Here is a 21,951-nt window from a genome sequence, read left to right as displayed (position 1 = left end):
AGCGCGCGTACTCCCCCGTGGCGCGGCGGTTCGGTCACCAGACGGGCCGGTCGCCGCCGTACCCGGCGGCCGGCCCCACAGATGGTGGGGCGCGATGCCTGCCGGCAAGCCCGCATCGCGCCCCGCCCCATCGACGGATCGGAGCCCTACCGATGGAGCGGTACCACCGTACCGTGCGCGCGCTGCGGCGATTCGCCGCGCGGATGCGCGCCTGGCGAGACGAGATCGCCGCCCGCCCGATCGACCCGGACGGGTGGTGGCGGTGATGGACGCAGCAACCTACGCCGCGGCGATGTGCGCCGCATTCCTGGTCGGCGTGGCGGCACTCGGCACGCTGGCCGTCTACCTGCTCGACCGGGCGGCCAACCGCCGGGACCGGGCGGCACAGCGCCCTCGCGACCGGGCGGCACAGCGCCCCCGCGACCCGTACGCCGACGCGCAGGCACTCGCCGCGCGCCGACGGGCCGAACACCTCGGCCGCGCCCGCGTACCGGTCGCCACCCGCTCGGCGGTGGCGACATGGCCACGGTGACCGGGCACCGGCCCCGGGTCGGTGACCTGGTCGCGCTGCCCGCCTACCTGTCCGACCGGCCGTACCGGGTGCTCGCCGTGTCGGACAGCCGGATCCCGGGCTGGGTGCACCTCGGCGGGTACCTGATCCACGCCGACCTGTCGCAGTGGCACTGCGAACAGGACGTCCCGATCAACCAGCTCCGCAGGCTGCCCGACCCGGTCTGGCCGGAGGCCTGACCGGGGCCGGCGGCGTCGTCAGCGGCGGTGCGGGGTCAGGGTCGTCGACCAGAGCGAGGCGCCGGTGTTGTCGTGCAGGTGCACGGTCAGCTCCCGGCTCGCCGCGTCGATGGCCACCCGGCCGAAGAACTGGTACTCGGTGGCCGGCGAGGCGTTCGCGGTCGGTGGCGCGGCGACGAACACCTGCTCGCAGCCGAACGTACCGTCGATCGCGTCGGGCGGGAACGCACCGGCGTTGAGCGGCCCGGACACGAACTGCCAGAACGGGTCGAAGTCCGAGTACGCGGCCTTCGCCGGGTCGAAGTGGTGCGCGGCGGTGTAGTGCACGTCGGTGGTCAGCCAGACCACGTTGCGGATCTCCTGCCGCTTCAGGAACGTGAGGATCTCGGCGATCTGCAGCTCCCGGCCGAGCGGCGCCCCGTCGTCGCCCTGCGAGACCGCCTCGAAGCGGCTCGGCCCGTCCGTGACGACCAGCCCGAGCGGCATGTCGTTCGAGATGACCTTCCAGGTGGCGGTCGAGCGGGCCAGCTCCCGCTTGAGCCACTCGGCCTGCTCGTGGCCGAGGATGCCGCCGTCGTTGCTGGTCTGCTTGTCGGCCGAGTTGGCGTCCCGGTACCAGCGCATGTCGAGCACGAACACGTCGAGCAGCGGCCCGTGGTGCAGCACCCGGTAGATCCGCCCGTCCCGGTCGTACTTCGGGGTGATCGGGGTGTACTCGTGCCAGGCCTGCCGGCCGCGCCGGGCGAGCACGTCGACCCGCTTCTCGGTGTACGCGTCGTCGTCCAGGATCTCGCCCGGGTACCAGTTGTTGTGCGTCTCGTGGTCGTCCCACTGCTGGATCTGCGCCACCTGCGCGTAGAACCGCCGCAGCGGCTCGTCGGTCAGGTTGTACTTGTAGTTCCCGCGGTACTCGTCGAGCGTCTCGGCGACCTTCGACTTCTCCTCGGTGACCAGGTTGCGCCAGATCGACCCGTCCGGCAGCGTCACCCGCGGCTCGATCGGGTCGTCGGCGTAGATGTTGTCGCCGTTGCAGAGGTAGAAGTCCGGGTCCAGCGCGCGCATCGCGTCGAAGATCCGGTACCCGCCGCGGGACACGTCGATGCCCCAGCCCTGCCCGCCGAGGTCGCCGGACCACAGGAACGACACGTCCCGGGCCCGGTCCGGCACGGTGCGGAACCGGCCGATCAGCGGCTCGGACGCGAGCGTGTCGTCCCGCACGTCGACCGCGCTCACCCGGTAGTGGATGTCCCGGCCGGCCGGCAGCCCGTGCAACACGGTCTTGCCGGTCAGGTCGCTGTCCGGGGTCAGCAGCGGGCCGCGCAGCCGGCGCACCCGGCGAAACCGCGGGTCGGTGGAGATCTCGACGACCATCCGGGACGGCCGGTCCGCGCGGGTCCAGACCGTACCGGTGCCGTACTCGACGTCGCCGACCTGGGTGCCGTGCGTCAGCGCCGGCCGGCCCGACCGCACCAGAGCGGGCGCGGCCCGGACCAGACTCGGTACCGCGAGGGCGCCGCCGGCTGCCAGCGCGCCGCCGAACAGCGAGCGCCGGCTGAGCCGGTGCGAGCCGTGCTTCCTCGTACCGCTGCGGGTTTTCGTCATACCGCCGTCGTACCGGTCGAAGCCGAACGCACGATGACCAGCCGGTGACACCGCCGAAACGGTGGCAGAATCCCCGTATGCCCGATCTCGTCGTCCGCCCGTACCAGGCCGCCGACGCCGATGCGGTGCTCGCCCTGGCGCCGCGGCTGACCGAGGGCGTCGCGCCGTGGCGCGACCCCGCGGCGGTCGAGCGGGCGGTGCGCGGCTGGGTCGCCGACGCCATCGACGGTACCGAGCCGGTCTGGGTGGCGGTGCACGACGGCCGGGTGGTCGGCTTCGTGCACGCCGGGGAGCGCCGGCACTTCACCGGCGAGCGGGACGGGTACGTGGGGGAGCTGGTGGTCGCCGCGGACGCCGCCCGGTCCGGCGTCGGGCGGGCGCTGATGGACGCCGCGCACCGGTGGGCCGCGCGGCGCGGGCTGCGGCGGCTGACGCTGGAGACGGGCGCCGCGAACGCCACCGCCCGCGCCTTCTACCGCGCGCTCGGCTACGCCGAGGAGGACGTCCGCCTCACCCGCCCGCTGGACTGACCGCGGTGGCGGTATTCGCGGTGACAGCGGGTCGGTGCGTCCGGATACTGGGCCGATGCGGCTCTACCTCTCGTCGTTCCGGCTCGGCCGGTATCCGGACCGGTTGCGGTCGCTCGCCGGCGGTCGACGTACCGCCGTGGTCACGAACGCGCTCGACGACCTCGACCCGGCGGTACGGGCCGCGGGGGTGGCGCGGGAGCTGGCCGAGCTGTCCGACGCCGGGCTCGCGCCGGTGGAGGCGGACCTGCGCGATCCGGCCGCGCTGGCGGGCCTCGCCGAGCACGACCTGATCTGGGTACGCGGCGGCAACGTCTTCACGCTCAACCGGGTGCTGGCCGAGACCGGCGCCGGCGCCGTCCTGACCGGCCTGATCCGCGCCGGCGCCGCGTACGGCGGGTACAGCGCCGGCTGCTGCGTGCTGGCGCCGGACCTGACCGGGTTCGAGCGGGTCGACGATCCCGGCCCGGATCCGGTGTTCCGCGGGCTCGGCGTGCTCGACCGGCCGTTCGTACCGCACGTACGCAGCCCGAACCATCCGGAGAGCCACCGGTGCGACGCCCTCGACGACTATCTCACCGCCGCCGACCGGTCACACTGGACACTCTCGGACGGTGACGTGCTCGTCGTCGACGGCGAGACCACGACGCTGCTCACCACCTGAGCGCCACCGCCCGCGGCGTCCGGGATGCGGCCGCCGGGCCGGGCCGCGGTGTCGGCATCTACATCGGACGGTCCGGCGGTGCGGTGGAACAGGCGGGCCAGGGCGAGCAGTGCCAGCGCGAACACCGGCAGCCACCACAGCCGGTGCGCCACCCACGCCCCGGTCGGCTGGTCGAGCAGGCCGGGCAGCGGCCCCAGCGGTACCGCCGCGAACGTCACCAGCAGCAGCGCGCTCTGGTGCCAGCAGTACACGGTCATCGCGGCGCGGTTGAGCCCGGCGACCGGTGCCCACGCCGCCGGCCGGGCCAGCAACCGGGCCAGCCACGGCCGTACCAGCAGGAACGCGCCGAGCTGGGCGGCGGCGAGGGCGAGGGCGAACAGCGACGGCGGGTCGAGGTTGGACCAGCGGTCGCCCGGCACCCCGACGGCGCTCGCCGGATAGCCGAGCCACAGCAACACGGCGGCACCGGCGACGCCGCCGGCGAGCAGCACCGCACCGCCGCGCCGGGCCAGGCCGCGCGCCAGGACCATCCCGAACAGGTACGGAACCGACCAGGCGACGGGCGTGGCGACCGGCGCTACCCAGCCCGGCAGGCCGGCGCCGCGGGCCGCGTCGACGGCCGCGACCGCGAGCACCGCCGGCAGCACCGACCAGAGTCCACAGTGGAACACCAGCCGGCGCAGCAGCGGCGCCGCGGCGGCCAGCACCAGGTACACGGCGAGGAACCAGAGCGGGTGGGTGACCAGCGACACGACCAGGTGCCGGGTGCTGGCCGGCGCCCCGGACGCGTCCAGCACCAGCAGCGCCGGCAGCCACACCGCGGCGAGCACCAGCACCGGCACGCCCAGCCGTACCGCCGAGGGGCGGGTCAGCCACCGCAGCGCGGCGCGACCGTCCACCCGGGAGTCACTGTGGACGGTGCCGCGGCCGGCTCCGGCCGGGGAGCGGCGGGGGCGGGCGGCGGCGTAGCCGGCGGCGACGAAGAACAGCCCCAGCGTCTCGAACAGCCAGCTGACCGGCGCCAACGCCGGCAGCGTCGACAGTGGACTCGCGCCGTGCAGCGCGGCCGGCCGGTCCGGGTCGGCGACGACCGCGGACACCAGCCAGTGCCCGAGCACCACCCCGGCGATCGCGATCGCCCGCAGCGCATCGACGGTACGGTCCCGCCCGCCCGGCGTGGCCCCGGCGACCCGCTCCGCCCAGACCCGGTACCGCGACGGCGCTCGGCCCGGGCCGCCGCGTTGCCGGGCGTCGACCCGTACGGCGGTCATCGCAGCGATCCGCGGGTGGCGATGGCGGTGAGGTTCGCCAGCGACTCGGTACCGGGGGCGTAGTAGTGGTCGTGGTCGTCGACGCTGCCGGTGCCGAAGATCCGCGCGCCGAACGCCGGGTCGGTCGGTGCCCGGCCGTGCCCGAGCCCGAACACCTGCTCGCCGGGCACCCACCGGATCCAGTCGCCGGGACAGCGGCCGGCCCAGACCCGCGCGGTGGTACCGAGGCGGGACACGTCGTCGACGCCCATGCCCGGACTGCCGACCACGGCGAGGTCGGTGACCTGCGGCGGCAGCCGCCGCGCGGCCAGCCCGACGACGACCGACCCGTAGCTGTGCGCCAGCAGCGCGACCGTCGCGTGTGGACGGACGGCGCGCAGCCCGGCGACGAACCGGACCAGCGCGTCGGCGCCGGTGCGGGCCAGGTCCTCGCGCGCCTCGCTCAGCGACACCCCCTTCGGGGTGGTGTAGCCGAGCCAGGCGATCACCGCGAACCCGGGCCGCCGAGCCGACCGGTACAGCTGGTCGGCCTGGCGGGCCAGCGCGCGGTAACCGCGACCGCCGGCGCCGGACCAGAAGTTCGCCGCGTCGACCCCGGCTCCCGGCACCAGCACGGCGATCCGGTCCGCGTGCGCCAGGTCGCCGAACACCTCCGCGACCCGCCCGTCGCCGCGCGGATCGAACAGCAGGTACCGGCCGGGCCGGTCGGCGAACCGCGCCCCGGCCGCGCGCATCGTGACCCGATTCGCCGCGTACCGCAGAGCCACCGGCGCTCCGTCCGAGGTGCCGACGACACCCGGGTACCGCAGTGCCAGCGCGCGCTGTGACGCCGGCGACCCGGTGGCGTAGAACCGGCGTACCGCGGCGGGGTCGGCGGTCACCGGGTCGGGCAGCGCACGCGGGTCGGCCCGCCACGCCGCGGTACCGATCGGGGCCGGCGCCCGGTCCGCCGCGGCCGGAGCCAGCACCGTCGCGGTCGTCGGGGCCAGCGCGACCGCGGCGGCCAGCATTCCGGTACGGATCCGCCGTCGCCCGAACAGCACGCCCCGCCCGGCTCGGCTGGCGACCGTGCCGGCCCCCCGCCGTCCCGCGCCGGTGATCGCCCGCTGCGCGGCCCGGATCGGCGTCGCGCGCATCACAGGTCCCGCCGGCGGACGGCCAGGGCGGCGACGAGGACGGCGGCGAGCGCCCAGCTCCCGTACACCAGGAACGAGCCGAGCGGCGTCGCCGGGTAGGGCATCAGGTGCTGCGAGTCGAGACCGCGCAGCGAACCCCAGGCGCCGTACGGCTGGGCGTGCAGGATCGTCGCGGTCAGGTGCCGGCGGTCCTGCAGCAGGGCCGGGAACAGCAGCAGCGCCGCGACCGTGGTCACGATGGTCGCGGCGGTGTGCCGGACCACCGCGCCGATCGCCAGCCCGGCCAGCCCGCACACCGGCGCGAGCAGCGCCGAGGCCACCACCCCGCGCAGTACTCCCGGATGGTCGAGCGCCACGTTGATCCCGCGCCCGGCGAGGATGGACTGCGAGGCGGCGAACGAGCCGCCGGCGACCACCACCCCGAACACCAGCAGCACCGCGGTCAGCACGGTGGCCTTCGCCAGTACCACCGAGCTGCGCGCCGGGACCGCCGCGAACGTGGTGCGCGCCAACCCGCTCGCGTAGTCGCTGGTGATGGCCAGCGCGCCGATCGTCCCGGCCGCGAGGATCGTCACCATCGCCGCGCCGGCCTGGAACGCGTCGCCCACCGCCCAGTCGGGGACGAACGAGGCGCGGATGCCGGCGGGGTAGGTCGGCCAGTTCCGGTAGTCGGCGAACGCCGCGTTGGCGTTCATCGCGATCACCACGACGGCGCTGAACAGCACGCCCCACCGGGTCGAGCGGAGCGAGGTGAGCTTGATCCGTTCGGCGGCGATCAGGTCGCTGAACCGGGCGGCCGGTTCGGCGTCCAGGCGCGGTGCGGCGGTGGTCGTCATCGGTTCTCTCCAGCCAGGTAGTCGACCGCGTCCGCGGTCTGCGCCAGGAACGCCTCCTCCAGCGAGGCGCTGCGGGTGGTCAGCTCGCGCAGCAGGATCCGGTGCTCGAAGGCGAGCTCGCCGACCCGCGCGGCGGTCAGCCCGGTGACGGTCAGCGTCCCGTCCGGCGCCGGTACGGTGCTGCCGCCGGCGACGTCGACCACCGCGGTCAGGGTGGCCGGATCCGGCGTGTCGACGGTGACCCGCAGCCCCTCGCCCCGGGACGCGAACTCGGCCAGCGACTCGTCCGCGACGAGCCGGCCCCGGCCGATGACGATCAGGTGGTCGGCGGTGTGCTCCATCTCCCGCATCAGGTGGCTGGACACGAACACGGTGCGGCCCTCCGCCGCCAGCCGCCGGAACAGCCCGCGCACCCACAGCACACCCTCCGGGTCCAGGCCGTTCAGCGGCTCGTCGAACAGCAGTACCGGCGGGTCGCCGAGCAGCGCCGCGGCGATGCCGAGCCGCTGCCGCATGCCCAGCGAGTACCCGCCGATCCGGCGCCGGGCGGCCTCCTGCAACCCGACCTCGGCCAGTACCTCGTCGATCCGCCGGCGCGGGATCCGGTTACTCGCCGCGAGCGCGCGCAGGTGCGCGTACCCGCTGCGGCCGCCGTGCACGTCGGCCGCGTCGAGCAGCGCGCCGACGTGCCGCAGCCCGCGTGGCCGGTCGGCGAACGGCCGGCCGTCGACCGTCGCGGTACCGGCCGTCGGGGTGTGCAGGCCGAGGATGAGCCGCAGCGTGGTCGACTTGCCGGCGCCGTTCGGGCCGAGGAACCCGGTCACCTGCCCCGGCCGCACGGTGAACGTGAGCCGGTCCACCGCGGTGGCCTTCCCGTACCGTTTGGTCAGTTCGTTGACGTCGATCATGGGTACGACCCTGCCGGCCCGGGTGGGTCGCGGGCATCGGCCCGCGGGCGCCACCGGGGGTGGCCCACGGGCGTACGCCCGCGGATCGATGGCCCGGGCCGGCGTGGCCGTTAGGCTCGGCGCATGTCCAGCCTTGCCGGCCGCCCGGCCCGCCGCCGACGGTGGTCCACCGTCGCCGTCTGGGCCGGTGCGGTCGGCTCGCCGTTCCTGCTGGAACTGGTGATGCTGTCCCGGCTGCCCGGCCCGGCCCGGTTCGTCCTGCCGTTCCTCGCGATGCTGCTGCCCTGGCTGTTGCTGCGCCGCCACCCGTTCGTCGGACTGGCCGCGCTGCTCGCCGGCCTGTTCATGCTCACCACCATCGACCCGGACCCGCCCACCGCCGGCCCGCTCCTGCCCGGGCTGCCCGCCCACCCGGCACGCATCGACGACTCCGGGTACTCGATGGGCAACCTGCTGGCGCTGCGGGAAGTGCACATCGCGGTGGTGGTGCTCGCGATCGGCTGGGTGGCGGCGCACTGGCCGCGGCGCGTGTCGATCCCGTTCGCCGCGGTGGCTCTCGTCGTGCAGGTGTTCTTCCTGTTCGCGTTCCCGGTGATCAACCTCGACTTCGGCACGATCGTCGTCGTCCTGCTCACCGTGGTGGCCTGGGTGATCGGGCACTCGGTGCGGCAGCGCCGGCAGTTCACCGCGACGCAGCGGGAACAGCGCACCGCCCAGGCGGTACAGGCCGAGCGGCTGCGGATCGCCCGGGAACTGCACGACATGGTGGCGCACAACGTCGGCGTGATCGCGATCCAGGCCGGCGTCGGCGCCCGGGTGATCGACAGCCAGCCCGCGGAGGCCCGCAACTCGCTCACCGCGATCGAGGCGACCAGCCGGGACACCCTGGCCGGTCTGCGCCGGATGCTGGGCTCGCTGCGCCAGTCCGATCCGGAGGCCGGTACGGCGCCGCTCGGGCCGGCGCCCGGCCTGGCCGAGCTCGACACCCTCGTCGACCGGGCCGAGCAGGCCGGCGTCCGGGTCGCGCTGACCCGTTCCGGCGACACCGAACTGCCGCCGGACGTCGACCTCGCCGCGTACCGGATCGTGCAGGAGGCCGTGACGAACGTGATCCGGCACGCCGGTACGGACCGGTGCCGGATCGAGCTTTCCGCAACGGACACGGAGGTACGCATCGTGGTCACCGACGACGGGTCCGGCGGCCCGGTGGGCGCCGGGTACGGCATCGCCGGGATGCGAGAGCGGGTCGCGCTGCTGCACGGCGAGTTCGACGCCGGCCCGTGTGCGGACGGCGGGTTCCGGGTCGCCGCGACGATTCCGGTGCCGGCATGACGATCCGGGTACTGCTGGCCGACGACCAGCCGCTGATCCGCTCCGGTCTGCGGGTGCTGATCGCCGACGCGCCGGATCTCACCGTGGTCGGCGAGGCCGGTACCGGGGCCGAGGCGGTGCGGCTGACCGCCGAGACGGCGCCGGACGTGGTGGTGATGGACATCCGGATGCCCGACCTGGACGGGATCGAGGCGACCCGGCGGATCACCGCCGCGGCCGAGCCGCCCCGGGTGCTGATGCTGACCACCTTCGACGAGGACGAGTACGTCTACGGTGCGCTGCGCGCCGGCGCCAGCGGCTTCCTGGTCAAGGACATGGCGCTGGAGCAGATCCTGGCCGCGATCCGGGTGGTGGCCGCCGGCGACGCGCTGATCGCGCCGAGCGTCACCCGGCGGCTGATCGCCGACTTCGTCGACCGGCCGACCCCGGCCCGGCCGGTACCGGCGCTGGAGGCGGTGACCGAGCGGGAGCGCGAGGTGCTGACGCTGGTCGGGCGCGGCCTGTCCAACGCCGAGATCGCCGGCCAGCTCTACATCAGCGCGGCCACCGCGAAGGCGCACGTGGCCCGGCTGCTGACCAAGCTGGACGCCCGGGACCGGGTGCAACTGGTCATCATCGCGCACCGCACCGGACTGGTGTCCTGAAACAGTCCATTGTGGACGAACTGCCGGCGGTCGGGCCGCGGCCGACGGCGGGTCGGGTCAGGACCGCCAGTGCCGGAAGATGTCCGGCAGCGCGGCGAGGCAGCGCTCCAGCTCCTGACCCATCAGTACCGGGTCGATGGCCGCGGCGTCGCACGAGCTGAGGGTGGCCACCCGCAGCGCGCCGTCGAACGTGGTGACCGCGAGCCGGGGCCGCGGATCGTCGGCCATGTCGACGCCCTCCCGCTCGGCGAGCAGCTGCGCCAGCCGCTCGCCGCGGGCCACCGTCCGGCGCAGGTTCTCGGCCAGCAGTGCGGGCGTGCGGTTGACCAGATCGATGGTGCTGCCGAGGATCTGGCGCCGCTGCTCGATCTCCGGGTCGTCGCCGGCGAAGGCGCCGATCATGGCGCGCGCCGCGAGCCGCAGCGCGGTCATCGGCGGCTCGCCGGGCGGCCGCCGGCGCACCTCGTCGGTGAACCCCTCCTGCATCTCGGCCAGCGGCGCCAGCGCCATCTCCTCCTTGCCGGCGAAGTACCGGAACAGGGTGCGCTGCGACACGTCGGCCGCCGCGGCGATCTCGTCCGTGGTGGTGCCGTCGAAGCCCTGCTCGGTGAACAGCCGCTGGGCGGCCGCGATCAGCGCCTCGCGCGTCTGCTGCTTCTTGCGCTCGCGCAGCCCCGCCGACTCCGTCATCCGCGCCACCTCCTTCAGAGATCAGTTCAGAATGGACTGTCGGCGCCCGGCGGGCCCAGAACGACGCTGGCCGCGTTGTCGGCACGTCCGAGTGGCTCCGCCACACGAACGCGCCTCCGCCTTGCCAGCCCCGCTCTGGACCACGCCAGCCATCCGACGCCATTCTGAACTGGTCTCTTCGATACTCGCCGGTGTCGTCCTGAGCGTCAGGGTCATGTGTCTCACATTGCCACTTGTCAGCGACTGACAATATGCTGTGCCGCGGGGGTTGAGTCGCGTGGGGGAGCGCGGCTCGGGCGTCGGCAGCGCGGCGTGGCACAGCCCGTTCGATCGGGTGTCTTGGGGGACAGCTCGCCGCGCGCCGACTGCCCACCATCAATCGATCTTGCGGGGGAGACCCACATGAGTACCACTGCGGCCGGTACGGCGATCACGACCGCACGCAGCACCGGCCGCGGGGGCCCGTGGGCGACCCTGGTCGCCGTCGCCTTCGGCGTGATCATGGTCGCGCTGGACGGCACCATCGTCGCCATCGCCAACCCCGCCATCGGCAAGTCGCTGCACGCGTCCCTGTCCGACCTGCAGTGGATCACCAACGGCTACCTGCTCGCGCTGGCCGTCTTCCTGGTCACCGCCGGCAAGCTCGGCGACCGGTTCGGGCACAAGAGCATGTTCCTCGTCGGCGTGGTCGGCTTCGCCGCCAGCTCCGGGATCATCGGGCTCTCCGGCAGCATCGGCCTGATCATCGCGTTCCGGGTGCTGCAGGGTGTCTTCGGTGCGCTGCTGCAGCCGGCGGCCCTCGGGTTGCTGCGCGAGGCGTTCCCGCGGGAGAAGCTGAACATCGCGATCGGCATCTGGGGTGCCGCGATCGGCCTGTCCACCGCGGCCGGCCCGATCGTCGGCGGCCTGCTCGTCGAGCACGTCAACTGGCAGTGGGTGTTCTTCGTGAACCTGCCGGTCGGTGCGCTCGCGCTGGTCCTCGGCCTGCTCGTACTGGGCCGCAACCACCGGGTCGACCGCGGCTCGCGGGCCGACGTCCCCGGCATCGCGCTGCTGTCGGTGGCGATGTTCGCGCTGGTGTTCGGCGTGATCAAGGCGTCCGACTTCGGTTGGGGCGACTGGCGCACGATCGGCCTGTTCGTCGGTGCGGCGGTGTTCGCGGTGCTGTTCATCCTGCGCGAACGGTCCGCCCGCGACCCGCTGCTGCCGCTCGGCCTGTTCCGGTCCCGGTCGCTGTCGGTCGGTACCGTGCTGATGGTCCTGATGGCGTTCGCGATGTTCGGTTCGCTGTTCTTCGTCACCTTCTACCTCCAGCTCGTGCACGGCCTCTCGCCGGTGCAGTCCGGCGTCCGGTTGCTGCCGATGACCGCCGGCATGGTGGTCGGCTCGCCCATCGCCGGTGCGCTGATCGGGAAGATCGGGCCGCGCGGCCCGGTCGCCACCGGGATGGCCGCGGTCGCGATCGCGATGTTCGGCCTGTCCCGGCTGCCGATGGAGGCGTCCGCCGGCCTCACCTCGCTCTGGTTCGTCATCCTCGGCCTCGGCCTGTCCGTGGTCATGGTCGGCGCCACCGAGGTCATCGTCGGCAACGCGCCGGTGCAGCTGTCCGGCGTCGCGTCCGGCGTCCAGCAGGCGGCCATGCAGGTCGGTGGCGCCCTCGGTACCGCGGTGCTCGGCGCGGTGATGACCGCCCGGGTCGGCAACGTGCTCAACGGGCACTGGACCGACCAGCACCTGCCCGCCCTGACACCGGCGCAGGTCGACGCGGCCAAGAGCGCGGTGGCCGGGGGCGTGGCACCGGTACCGCCGGGTACCAAGGCGGAGATCGCGGCGCTGATCACCAAGGCCAGCAACCTGTCGTTCCTGGACGGGATGCACCTGGCGTTCACCGTGGCGGCGGTGGTGGCCGTGGTCGCGGTCGGGCTGTCGCTGCTGATCCGCCGCTCCCGCAACGGTTCCAGCGCCCCAGCCGTACCGCACGTCTAGCGGCCGGTCGCCGTTCGGGGCGGCGCGGCCCGTCTCGCGTCGCCGCGTCCGCTCTTGCTGCCGGCGCAAAGGCCACCTCTACCCGCTGAGGTGCGTCCCAAGCGCTCGTGTCGCGGGGTGTGTCCGGGCTGGTGGTGTAAAGGCCACCTCTACCCGCTGAGGTGCGTCCCAAGCGGCGGTGTAAAGGCCACCTCTGTTCACGCTCTGACCCCTTGTGGGGGAATGCGAGGAGAGGGCTTCGCCCCCTCCTCGCGCTCCTTCCCCGCCAAGGGGGCCGCCCCCTTGGCCATCCCCGCCCAGCCCCCGGTACTGCTGCCCATCGACGCCCAGTGGCCTACGAAGAAGAACGGGGCCCCGGTCCGGCCTACCCATCACGGCCACGCCCGCTTCGCGTCGCGTCGCACCGTGGGCAGTTGGTTGTCGTGGCGGGCTGGGCGTCGATGGGCAGGCCGCACCGGGCCCCGTAGTTCCGAAGCGGCCAGGCGGGGTCCTGCCTGATCACTGATTCCCCGACAGGGGATGTCAAGGGGGCGACTGCCCCCTTGATGGGGTGGGGTGTGGGGAGGGGCGAAGCCCGCTCCCCACGTTCCCCCACGGGGGTGAAAACCGCGAACAGAGGTGGCCTTTACACCGCCAGCAACAGCGAACCCACCGCCGACACGAGCGCTTCGGGAAGCACCTCAGCGCAAAGAGGTGCCCCCCGGTTCAGAGGCGGATGGCCGTAGCGATGAGAGTGGCGATGGGGTGGGAACGGGTCTGGGGTGGCCAGGCGATGACCGTGGTGACGTCGGGGGCGTCCACGACCGGTACGGCGACGAGGTCGTCGTGCAGGTGGGCGCGGACCGTCTCGGGCATGACCGCCATCGTCCGGCCGAGCGCGATCAGCTGCAGCAGCTGGGTGTGATCCCGGACCTGCGGCCCGGGGCCGTCCGGGTAGCTTCCGTCGGCGGCCGGCCAGCGCGGTTGCGGCAGGCCGGGTAGCGCGGCGACGTCGGCCATCCGTACCTGCGTCCGGGTGGTCAGCGGGTGCCCGGCCGGCAGCACCGCGACCTGCCCCTCGGTCCGCAGCGGCTCGGTGTCCAGCCCGGTGACCCGGTCGTACGGCAGGTGCAGCAGGCCGACGTCGGCGTGTCCGGTGCGCAGCAGCCGTTCCTGCTCGCCGGGGCCGCACAGCAGCACGTCGACGGGGACCGCGCCGGGCTCGGCGGCGTACGCGTCGAGCAGCTTGGCGAGCAGTTCGCCGGCGGCGCCGGCCTTCGTGACGAGGACGATGCCGCCCGCGCCGGTCGCCTGCGCGGCCCGGCGGGTGCGGCGTTCGGCGGCGGCCACCGCGTCCAGCGCCGCCCGGCCCTCCCGCAGCAGCGTCGCGCCGGCCTCGGTCAGCGCGACCGCGCGGCTGGACCGCTCCAGCAGTCTCGCGCCGAGGCGGTGTTCGAGCTGGCGGATCGCCCGGGACAGCGGGGGTTGCGCGATGCCGAGCCGCTCCGCCGCCCGGCCGAAGTGCAGTTCCTCGGCGACGGCCACGAAGTACCGCAGCTCCCGCGTCTCCATGCCGCCACGGTATCCCGCGCCGAGGGGATCGATACCGGTGCGGTATCGACGGGTACCCGATCGGTGTTGGAGCGCGGGTCGCCGCCGACCGACGATCGGGGCATGAGTGAAGCGACGACTGCGCTGGTCACCGGCGCGAACAAGGGCATCGGGTACGAGATCGCCGCGGGCCTGGGAGCCCTCGGCTGGCGGGTGGGGGTCGGCGCGCGGGACGACCGGCGCCGGGAGGAGGCGGTCGCGAAGCTGCGAGCGGCCGGTGCCGACGCGTTCGGCGTACCGCTGGACGTGACCGACGACGCGAGCGTGGCCGCCGCCGCCGAGCTGATCGCGGCCGAGGCCGGCGGCCTCGACGTGCTCGTCAACAACGCCGGCGTCACCGGCGGGATGCCGCAGGCGCCGACGACGGTGGCCGCCGACACGATCCGGACCGCGGTGGAGACCAACGTGATCGGCGTCGTACGGGTCACCAACGCGATGCTGCCGATGCTGCGCCGGTCCGCCTCGCCGCGGATCGTGAACATGTCGAGCAGCGTGGGTTCGCTGACGCTGCAGACCACGCCGGGAGCCGAGGTCGGCCCGATCTCCGCGGCGTACGCCGCATCGAAGACGTTCCTGAACGCCGTGACGGCGCAGTACGTCAAGGAGCTCGCCGACACGAACATCCTGGTCAACACCGGCTGCCCGGGGTTCTGCGCGACCGACCTGAATGGGTTCCGTGGCGTGCGGACGCCGGAGCAGGGGGCGCAGATCGCGATCCGGCTGGCGACGCTGCCGGACGACGGTCCGAACGGCGGCTTCTTCGACGACAACGGCGTCGTCCCCTGGTGAAGCGGTGGACGGGTGAAGGCCGGCAGCGCGGGGACGAGGTCCCGATCCCGTTTCGCAGGTTCGGGCGTGCCGGGGGTCAGGCGGGTACGGGATAGGGCGTGGTGGCGCGGGCCGAGCGCAGGGTGGTGGACCACCAGGCGAGCTGGCTGAGCAACTGGTGGGCGTGGTCGGTACTGGCGGGGTCGGCGGGGTGGCCGTCCTGCCAGGCGGTGAAGTAGTTGGGGAAGGCGAGCCCGTCCCGGATGGTGACCGCGTGCAGCTCGGTCAGGACGTTCTCCAGGTGGAGCACCGCGTGCCGGCCACCGGCCGCGCCGCCGTAGCTGACGAACGCCACGGGCTTGGCGGTCCACTGGGTGAAGTGCCAGTCGATCAGCGCCTTCAACGACGCCGGATAGCTGTGGTTGTACTCGGGCGTGACGATGACGAACGCGTCGGCCGCGTCGAGCCGCTTGGTGACCGGCAGCATGCCGTCGGGCCGCGGGTAGTCGTCGCCGGCCAGCTTCGGCGGGACGGCCGGCAGCGTCAGCGGGATGTCCACGTCGGCCAGGTCGATCACGTCGACGTCGAAGCCGCCGTGTTCTCGTGCCCGGTCGGCGATCCAGGAACCGACGACGGGGCCGAACCGGCCCTCCCGGACGCTGCCGACGATGACCGCAAGGGTGCTGTTCTCGTTCATGCCCTCGATGGTCGGCGCCGGCGGGCGGGACAACCAGACCGCGATCAGGCTGGCCCTCGCAGGGCCACGCTGCGGCTTCCCCGGCTCGGTACGCTTCCCGGCATGGGTACGCCGCTGGGAGACTTCGTCCGGGCCAAGCGGGACAGCATCCGGCCGGCCGATCTCGGCCTGCCGGACCAGCCGCGTCGCCGGGCCCCTGGGCTGCGGCGCACCGAGCTCGCCACCCGGGCCGGCGTCAGCGTCGAGTACCTGACCCGGATCGAGCAGGGCCGGGACCGCAACCCGTCGATCGCGGTGCTCAACGCGCTCGCCGACGGGTTGAGCCTGGACACCGCCGAGCGGGCTCACCTGCGCTACCTCGCCAAGATCACGGGAGGCGTCTGTGCCGCACACCAGCGACCGGTGCCGCCGCCCCGCGAGGTACGCCCCGCGGTGCTGGACACGTTGCGGCTGCTGGAACCCGGCGTCGCCCTGGTCACCAACCGGCTGGGCGACGTGCTGGCGCACACCAGCGGGTTCGAGCTGCTGATGGCAGGCTCCGGCCTGCTCGACGGGCCGGAACCGAACCTGACCCGGTACGTGTTCCTCGATCCCGCCGCCCGCACCGTGTTCGCCGACTGGGACCAGGTCGCCGACGAGCAGGCGTTCGACCTGTGGCTCGGCCCGTCCGCCGGGACGGCCGAGTGGTTCCGGGCCGAGCTGGCGCCGCTGGCCGGCGCCGAGTTCACCCGGCGGGTGGGTCGGCAGCTGCCGCCGCCGACGGTACCGCTGCGGGTGAACCATCCGTCCGGCCCGCAGCTGCGCTGGCATCGCGAGGTACTGGAACTGTCCGGATCCGACGCGCAGCAGTTGGTCGTGCTGCTGCCCGCCGACGAGGCCACCGCCGCGGCGTTCGACCGGCTGCGCGGTGCCCACCGCGGCCAGCTCCGCGCCGTCTGACCGCACCGCCCGACCGCGGCGTCCGAAGGCGCCCGATCGCACCGCCCGACCGTGGCGTCCGAGGACGTCCGATCGCACCGCCCGACCGCGGCGTCCGAAGGTGTCCGAAGACGTCCGGCGGCCGTTCGACCGCGCCGTTCGACTGCGGCGCTCGACCGTGCCATCCGACCGCGGCGTCCGACGGCGTCCGACCGCGGCGGGCCGGCGGTACCGGAGCGGGCGCCTCTGCGTGGCTCGCGGTGGCTGCGCGGACGAGGTCGGTGCCCGGGCGAGGGGCCGGGCCGTGCGAGCATGGCGGTGTCGAGGAGGTACGGATGCGGACGGAGCCGATACCGGCGGGGTTGGCGGAGCATGCCCGGCGGTTCTACGCCGAGGGTCGTACCGCGGTCGTGCCGCGCCGGGCGGCGACCGTGGTGCTGCTGCGCGACGCGCCGGGTGGCCCGGAGGTCTTCCTGGTACGGCGCCGCACCACGATGCCGTTCGCCTCCGGGATGTACGCGTTCCCCGGCGGCAGCGTCGATCCGCGGGACGGCGCCGAACCGACCGGTGGCCCGTGGGTCGGGCCGGATCCGGAGTCCTGGGCGCGGATGCTGGGCCTGCCCGGTGAGGTGCGCGCCGCGCGCGAGGTGGTCGCCGCCGCCGTGCGGGAGATGTTCGAGGAGACCGGCGTCCTGTTCGCCGGCTCCGACGCCGACTCGCTCGTCGGCGACGTGTTGCTCACCGCCCCGCCTGCCAGCGCGGACGCCGCCCCGTCCGCCGGTGCCCTCGGCGGGGACGTCGTCGCGGCCACGGATTCCCTCGGCGCGGACGCCGACCCGCCCGCCGGCGCGGGTGACACCCCGCCCGCCGGCGCGGGCGCCATCCCGCCCGCCGGCGCGGACGTCACGTCGGCCGCCGGGGACGTCGCCGCGGAGGGTTGGGCCGCCGCCCGACTGTCCCTTGTGGAGCATCGGATTTCGTTGTCGGAGCTGCTGGCCGAGCGCCGACTGTCGGTGCGCGCCGACCTGCTGCACGCCTGGGCGCGGTGGATCACGCCGGAGTTCGAGCCCCGGCGGTACGACACGTTCTTCTTCCTGGCCGAACTGCCGGCCGGGCAGACCGCGCGCGAGGTCGGCGGCGAGGCCGACCGGATCGCCTGGGTACGGCCGGCGGACGCGCTGGCCGGCCGCGAGGCGGGCGAGCTGGGCATGCTGCCGCCGACCGTGGCGGTGTTGGAGTCGTTGTCCGGCTTCGACCGGGTCGCGGCGGCGCTGGCCGCGACGGCGCCGTCGCTCGCGCCGGTACAGCCCCGGCTGGAATGGTTCGAGGACGGCGCGCGGCTGGTGCTGTGAGTTCTCGGATCGAGCCGCATTGATCTTCAAGTAGCCGTAGCCTCGCTCTGGGTAGCTGAAGATTTCACGGCATTCAGGGGAGATCGCCATGGACAGGGCAATGACGCAGAACGCGCATGCCACTCGTCAATCGGCCGCTTCGCACGTCGTCGACCATTCGACGCGACCCGCTGCGGCAGAGCCGATCGCGGACCAGGAGCCGGCCCGGCGACGATCCGGACGACGGCTGCTGCTGCTCGCCGGTACCGGCATGTTCCTGATCGGAGCGGCCTGGACGGTCGCGACGGTACGGACCGGGCTCGCCGCCGCGTCGCGGCAGCGTAACCGGAAGAACCGCCGGCGGTTCCGCCGCCACTGACCAGTACCCGACGGCCCGGATCGCGCGCCCGCAGGGGCGAACGGCCCGGGCCGTCGCCGTGCCCGGGCCCCCGCGGCGCTCCGGTCCGGTCCGCCGCGAGCGGCGTAGCGCGTCGGCGTCTACCCGGCCAGGTAAACACCGGTTTAGGTAAAAGGTCACAAGGTATTTACGGTGATGAAACGCGCGTATCAGACTGACCTGCGGCGGTGGGCCGATCGGCTGCCGCCGCGCGGTGCGGAGCCGTCCCGAGCCCGTACCAGCGCCGATGCGTGGAGGTCGCCTCGTGTGCGGAATCACCGGGTGGGTCGACTACCGGCGTGATCCGACCATCGTCGACGAGGTCGGTCGCGCGATGATCGACACCATGACCTGCCGTGGCCCGGACGCGGAGGGCAGGTACCAGGCCGAACACGTCATGCTCGGGCACCGCCGGCTCGCCGTCATCGACGTCGAGGGCGGCGCGCAGCCGATGACGTACCCGGACGCCGACGGCGAGATCGCCCTGACCTACTCGGGTGAGGCGTACAACTTCGTCGAGCTGCGGGACGAACTGCGCCGCCGCGGCCACGAGTTCCGGACCGCCAGCGACACCGAGGTGGTGCTGCACGGGTACCTGGAATGGGGCGAGTCACTGGTGGACCGCCTCAACGGGATGTACGCGTTCGCGATCTGGGACGGCCGGACCGAGTCGCTGCTGCTGGTGCGAGACCGGATGGGCATCAAACCGCTGTACTACCAGCCGATCGAGCACGGGATCCTGTTCGGCTCGGAGCCGAAGGCGATCTTCGCCTCGGGGCTGGTCGACCCGGTCGTCGATGCGGACGGGCTGCGCGAGCTGTTCGGCTTCGTCAAGACGCCCGGCACGACGTACTACCGGGGCATGCGCGAACTGCGCCCCGGTCACCTGCTTCGCTTCGACCGCAACGGACTTCGCGAGCACCGCTACTGGGCACTGGAGGCACGCGAGCACACCGACGACCTGGACACCACGATCGCGACCGTACGGGAGCTGTTGCAGGACACCGTTTCGCGGCAGCTGATCGCCGACGTGCCGTTGTGCACTCTGCTGTCCGGCGGTCTCGACTCCAGCGTCATCACCGCGCTCGCCCAGCAGTCGCTGCATGCCCGTGGCGCCGGGCCGGTGCGGTCGTTCGCGGTCGACTTCGTCGGCCAGACCGAGCGCTTCCAGCCCGACTTCATGCGCGACACCCCGGACGCGCCGTACGTCGCGGACCTCGCGGCACACGTCGGCGCCGACCACACCGACGTCGTACTCTCCACGTCGGACCTGATGGATCCGGCGGCGCGGCGGGCCGCCCTGGCGGCCAGGGACGCGCCGCCGCTCGGCGACATGGACACCTCGCTGTACCTGTTGTTCCAGGCGATCCGGGAGCGCTCGACGGTGGCGCTGTCCGGGGAGTCGGCCGACGAGGTGTTCGGCGGGTACAAGCAGTTCCACGACCCGGAGATCGTTGCCATGCCGACGTTTCCGTGGCTCGCGCTTCGCCGCCGGACGCGGGACCGGGGTGGCCTGGCAGCACTGCTCGACCCCGACCTGACCCGCACCCTCGACCTCGAGACGTACGTCGCCGACCGGTACGCCGATGCGCTCGCCGAGGTGCCCCGGCTGGACGGCGAGACCGGCCTGGAGCGCCGGATGCGCGAGGTGTGCCACCTGCACCTGACCCGGTTCGTGCAGATCCTGCTGGACCGCAAGGACCGGATGAGCATGGCGGTCGGGCTGGAGGTCCGGGTACCGTTCTGCGACCACCGGCTCGTGCAGTACGTGTTCAACACCCCGTGGGCGATGAAGACGTTCGACGGTCGGGAGAAGAGCCTGCTCCGGGCGGCCGGCCGCGACGTCCTGCCGCAGTCGGTCGTGGACCGCGTCAAGAGCCCCTACCCGTCCACCCAGGACCCGACCTACCACCAGGCGCTGCGCGAGTCGGTGCAGAAGCTGCTCGCCGACCATGCCGCGGCCGGTCTGCGACTGTTCGACGCCGACGTCGTCGGCCGGCTGGCCGAGGCACCGCCGAGTTCCGGGCAGCTCGGCCGGATGGGCCTCGAACTCGTCCTCAACACCACCGCCTGGCTCGACCACCAGAACGCCACCCTGGCCGTCTGACCCCACGGTCCGACCGGATATCCGAGGTGGGTGGGCCGGTCGGTCCGGCGGTACCGGTCATTCGCCTGTGCTCACAGGAACACGCCGATGCTACGTTGAGTCATCGCACGAACACGGCGAATGGAGCACCGATCCCCACCCGTACGTGCCCGGCGAGCCTGCGCGGCGCGCGTCGCGTCGCGATCTCCTTCTCGCCCGAGAGGCGTGCACGATCGTACGGGCGAGACCTGATCGGTCGGGAGGCGGCCATGACACAACCTCCGACGGGTCCGCCCGTCTACTACGGGCCACCGGTTCCCCCGCCGCCGCAACCGAAGAAGAGGAAGACCGGCCGGATCGTGCTGTTTTCGATCCTCGGTGCGATGGTGTTGCTCTGCGGAGGCATCGTTACGGTGATCGCCTCTTCGTTCGGTGGTTCGAGCGGCGACACGGGTTCCAGCAGCGCGCAGAACCAGGCCCAGACGCAACAGAACGCGAAGAAGCCCACCGCGAAGCTGGGCACCCCGGTACGTGACGGCAACTTCGAGTTCGTCGTGCAGAAGGTGAAGTGCGGCGTGCCACATATCGGTTCGGCCGACTTCGGCAAGTCCGCACAGGGACAGTTCTGCCTGGTGACGATGACCGTGCAGAACATCAAGTCCGAGCCGCAGACCTTCGACAGCAGCAACCAGTACGCCTACGACAAGCAGGGCAGCAAGCTCGATGCCGACAGCGACGCGGACATGTACCTGAACCAGGTCGACTCGACGTTCCTCAACGACATCAATCCGGGTAACAAGGTGACCGGGACGATCGCGTTCGACATTCCCCAGAAGTCGAGCATCAGCACGTTCGAACTGCACGACTCCGCGTTCTCCGGCGGTGTCGCGGTGTCCAACCGGCGCTGAGGTGGAACGCGACGAGGGCCGCGAGCGGTGCGCTCGCGGCCCTCGGATGCGGGACGGTTCAGCGGATCTGGCGCAGGATCCAGCCGGCCACCGTGTCGACCCGGGAGGTCGTCTCCGGGCCGGTGTGCGGGCAGTCCGGGCCGGTGCTCTCCACGCCGACCAGCCGCGGGCCGTGCGCGGTCTCGGCGAAGTACGGCGCACCCGAGTCGTACGGGCAGGCCGACGTGTCGGTGGACGGTGCGGCGCCGGACACGTACACGTCGTGCTCGTCGACGCTGGTGACGGTGAAGTCGCCCATCTGCAGGTGCGTCTCCGGGGCGCCGTCGGCGGTGGTGGCACCCCAGCCGACGAGCCGCAGCGGGTCGCCGGCGACCGGCGCCGTGCGGTTCAGCCGCAGCGGCCTGATGTCGCGCACCGGCGCGGACAGCTTCGCCAGCGCGATGTCGGTGTCCGGCGACTGCTGCACGTCCACCACGTCGAGCACGTGGCCGCCCTCGTCGGACAGGTCGGTGCGGCCGACGGTGGCGGTGGTCGACCCGTACTGCGGGGGGCCGCTGACCGGGTTGCGGTTCACGTCGTGGAAGCAGTGTCCGGCGGTCACCACCCAGCGCGGCGCGACGAGCGCACCGGAGCAGGCGCTGTCGTACGTGCCGCCGTCGGGCTGTGGGATGCCGGTCATGGTGAACTTGACCGAGAACGGGTACGCGCCGTCCGGCGCCGGGGTGCCGTGCGCGATCTGCGGTGTCACCGTGCCGTCGACGGTGGCCGGCTGCGCGGCGGCCGGCGCGGCGCCCAGCGCGAGCAGGCCGAACAGTCCGGCGGCGACGGCGGCCGCCCGGCGGGCGAGGGTGGTGGAACGCATCTGGCGAGAGTCCTCTCCGAACCCGGCGCGCGCGAGACGTCGGCGGCG

22 protein-coding genes are annotated in these 21,951 nt (G+C 73.3%); 13 read left to right on the top strand and 9 right to left on the bottom strand.

The genetic code is table 11. From position 1 onward, the window contains the following. The first annotated feature begins 265 nt into the window (after positions 1-265). Both NUM_RS35390 and NUM_RS35385 read left to right on the top strand, forming a co-directional pair. Entirely contained in the window at positions 266-532 is a 267-nt protein-coding gene (locus NUM_RS35390; protein WP_207129299.1) for a hypothetical protein, read from the top strand. Next, complete coding sequence (locus NUM_RS35385) at positions 520-750, top strand: hypothetical protein (protein ID WP_207129298.1); 231 nt, start codon at positions 520-522, stop codon at positions 748-750. The genes NUM_RS35390 and NUM_RS35385 overlap by 13 nt, the downstream gene beginning before the upstream one ends. Before the next feature lie 18 nt (positions 751-768). On the opposite strand, the gene NUM_RS35380 is transcribed toward NUM_RS35385, so the two are convergent. Further along, on the bottom strand, positions 769-2,352 hold the full coding sequence (locus NUM_RS35380; protein ID WP_207129297.1) for an alkaline phosphatase D family protein: 1,584 nt from the start codon (positions 2,350-2,352) through the stop codon (positions 769-771). Between the two features lie 77 nt (positions 2,353-2,429). Between NUM_RS35380 and NUM_RS35375 the strand changes: the two genes are divergently transcribed. Both NUM_RS35375 and NUM_RS35370 read left to right on the top strand, forming a co-directional pair. Further along, positions 2,430-2,882 (top strand): GNAT family N-acetyltransferase, encoded by a 453-nt coding sequence (locus NUM_RS35375; RefSeq protein ID WP_207129296.1) that lies wholly within the window; start codon positions 2,430-2,432, stop codon positions 2,880-2,882. A gap of 55 nt (positions 2,883-2,937) precedes the next feature. Further along, positions 2,938-3,543 (top strand): Type 1 glutamine amidotransferase-like domain-containing protein, encoded by a 606-nt coding sequence (locus NUM_RS35370; RefSeq protein ID WP_207129295.1) that lies wholly within the window; start codon positions 2,938-2,940, stop codon positions 3,541-3,543. On the opposite strand, the gene NUM_RS35365 is transcribed toward NUM_RS35370, so the two are convergent. Genes NUM_RS35365 through NUM_RS35350 form a run of 4 tightly spaced genes read right to left on the bottom strand, consistent with a single transcriptional unit; the run spans position 3,450 to position 7,694 of the window. After that, on the bottom strand, positions 3,450-4,814 hold the full coding sequence (locus NUM_RS35365) for an acyltransferase family protein (RefSeq protein ID WP_207129294.1): 1,365 nt from the start codon (positions 4,812-4,814) through the stop codon (positions 3,450-3,452). The genes NUM_RS35370 and NUM_RS35365 overlap by 94 nt on opposite strands. After that, a complete protein-coding gene (locus NUM_RS35360; RefSeq protein ID WP_207129293.1) occupies positions 4,811-5,950 on the bottom strand; it encodes an alpha/beta hydrolase in 1,140 nt (379 codons plus the stop codon). The genes NUM_RS35365 and NUM_RS35360 overlap by 4 nt, the downstream gene beginning before the upstream one ends. Continuing rightward, positions 5,950-6,786, bottom strand: a complete 837-nt coding sequence (locus tag NUM_RS35355; protein ID WP_207129292.1) for an ABC transporter permease — start codon at positions 6,784-6,786, stop codon at positions 5,950-5,952. Before NUM_RS35355 ends, NUM_RS35360 begins: the two co-directional genes overlap by 1 nt. Further along, positions 6,783-7,694, bottom strand: a complete 912-nt coding sequence (locus tag NUM_RS35350; RefSeq protein ID WP_207129291.1) for an ABC transporter ATP-binding protein — start codon at positions 7,692-7,694, stop codon at positions 6,783-6,785. The genes NUM_RS35355 and NUM_RS35350 overlap by 4 nt, the downstream gene beginning before the upstream one ends. 123 nt (positions 7,695-7,817) lie before the next feature. On the opposite strand from NUM_RS35350, the gene NUM_RS35345 reads away from it, so the two are divergent. After that, positions 7,818-9,026 (top strand): sensor histidine kinase, encoded by a 1,209-nt coding sequence (locus NUM_RS35345; protein WP_207129290.1) that lies wholly within the window; start codon positions 7,818-7,820, stop codon positions 9,024-9,026. Beyond that, the gene (locus NUM_RS35340; RefSeq protein WP_207129289.1) at positions 9,023-9,670 is read left to right on the top strand and encodes a response regulator; all 648 of its coding nucleotides are present in this window, start codon (positions 9,023-9,025) and stop codon (positions 9,668-9,670) included. The genes NUM_RS35345 and NUM_RS35340 overlap by 4 nt, the downstream gene beginning before the upstream one ends. 57 nt (positions 9,671-9,727) lie before the next feature. Here the strand turns inward: NUM_RS35340 and NUM_RS35335 are convergent, their stop codons facing one another. Next, positions 9,728-10,360: a TetR family transcriptional regulator gene (locus NUM_RS35335; RefSeq protein WP_207129288.1), complete on the bottom strand. Its 633-nt coding sequence runs from the start codon at positions 10,358-10,360 to the stop codon at positions 9,728-9,730. 402 nt (positions 10,361-10,762) lie between these two features. Between NUM_RS35335 and NUM_RS35330 the strand changes: the two genes are divergently transcribed. Next, positions 10,763-12,346, top strand: a complete 1,584-nt coding sequence (locus tag NUM_RS35330; RefSeq protein ID WP_207129287.1) for an MFS transporter — start codon at positions 10,763-10,765, stop codon at positions 12,344-12,346. Between the two features lie 705 nt (positions 12,347-13,051). Here the strand turns inward: NUM_RS35330 and NUM_RS35325 are convergent. Continuing rightward, entirely contained in the window at positions 13,052-13,897 is an 846-nt protein-coding gene (locus NUM_RS35325) for a LysR family transcriptional regulator (RefSeq protein WP_207129286.1), read from the bottom strand. A gap of 102 nt (positions 13,898-13,999) precedes the next feature. Here NUM_RS35325 and NUM_RS35320 point away from each other — a divergent pair, with 102 nt between their 5' ends. Then, positions 14,000-14,725 (top strand): SDR family oxidoreductase, encoded by a 726-nt coding sequence (locus NUM_RS35320; protein WP_207129285.1) that lies wholly within the window; start codon positions 14,000-14,002, stop codon positions 14,723-14,725. A 76-nt stretch (positions 14,726-14,801) separates the two neighbouring features. Here NUM_RS35320 and NUM_RS35315 read toward each other — a convergent pair whose 3' ends face one another. After that, complete coding sequence (locus tag NUM_RS35315) at positions 14,802-15,401, bottom strand: NADPH-dependent FMN reductase (RefSeq protein ID WP_207129284.1); 600 nt, start codon at positions 15,399-15,401, stop codon at positions 14,802-14,804. Between the two features lie 102 nt (positions 15,402-15,503). Between NUM_RS35315 and NUM_RS35310 the strand changes: the two genes are divergently transcribed. The 5 genes from NUM_RS35310 to NUM_RS35290 all read left to right on the top strand — a co-directional run bounded on the left by NUM_RS35310 (position 15,504) and on the right by NUM_RS35290 (position 21,041). Beyond that, a complete protein-coding gene (locus NUM_RS35310; protein ID WP_207129283.1) occupies positions 15,504-16,340 on the top strand; it encodes a helix-turn-helix domain-containing protein in 837 nt (278 codons plus the stop codon). 314 nt (positions 16,341-16,654) lie between these two features. After that, positions 16,655-17,671 (top strand): NUDIX hydrolase, encoded by a 1,017-nt coding sequence (locus NUM_RS37815; RefSeq protein WP_263975162.1) that lies wholly within the window; start codon positions 16,655-16,657, stop codon positions 17,669-17,671. Positions 17,672-17,771: 100 nt separating this feature from the next. Next, entirely contained in the window at positions 17,772-18,029 is a 258-nt protein-coding gene (locus tag NUM_RS35300; protein ID WP_207129282.1) for a hypothetical protein, read from the top strand. Positions 18,030-18,312: 283 nt separating this feature from the next. After that, on the top strand, positions 18,313-20,154 hold the full coding sequence (gene asnB / locus NUM_RS35295) for an asparagine synthase (glutamine-hydrolyzing) (RefSeq protein WP_207129281.1): 1,842 nt from the start codon (positions 18,313-18,315) through the stop codon (positions 20,152-20,154). Positions 20,155-20,249: 95 nt separating this feature from the next. After that, on the top strand, positions 20,250-21,041 hold the full coding sequence (locus NUM_RS35290; RefSeq protein WP_207129280.1) for a DUF4352 domain-containing protein: 792 nt from the start codon (positions 20,250-20,252) through the stop codon (positions 21,039-21,041). A gap of 58 nt (positions 21,042-21,099) precedes the next feature. On the opposite strand, the gene NUM_RS35285 is transcribed toward NUM_RS35290, so the two are convergent. Beyond that, positions 21,100-21,903: a S1 family peptidase gene (locus tag NUM_RS35285; RefSeq protein ID WP_207129279.1), complete on the bottom strand. Its 804-nt coding sequence runs from the start codon at positions 21,901-21,903 to the stop codon at positions 21,100-21,102. Between the last annotated feature and the right edge of the window lie 48 nt (positions 21,904-21,951).

Origin of the sequence: Actinocatenispora comari, assembly GCF_017312725.1 — a bacterium.
Lineage (GTDB): Bacteria > Actinomycetota > Actinomycetes > Mycobacteriales > Micromonosporaceae > Actinocatenispora > Actinocatenispora comari.
Note: the sequence above shows the minus strand (reverse complement) of the source record. Positions and strands in the feature narration are given on the sequence as shown.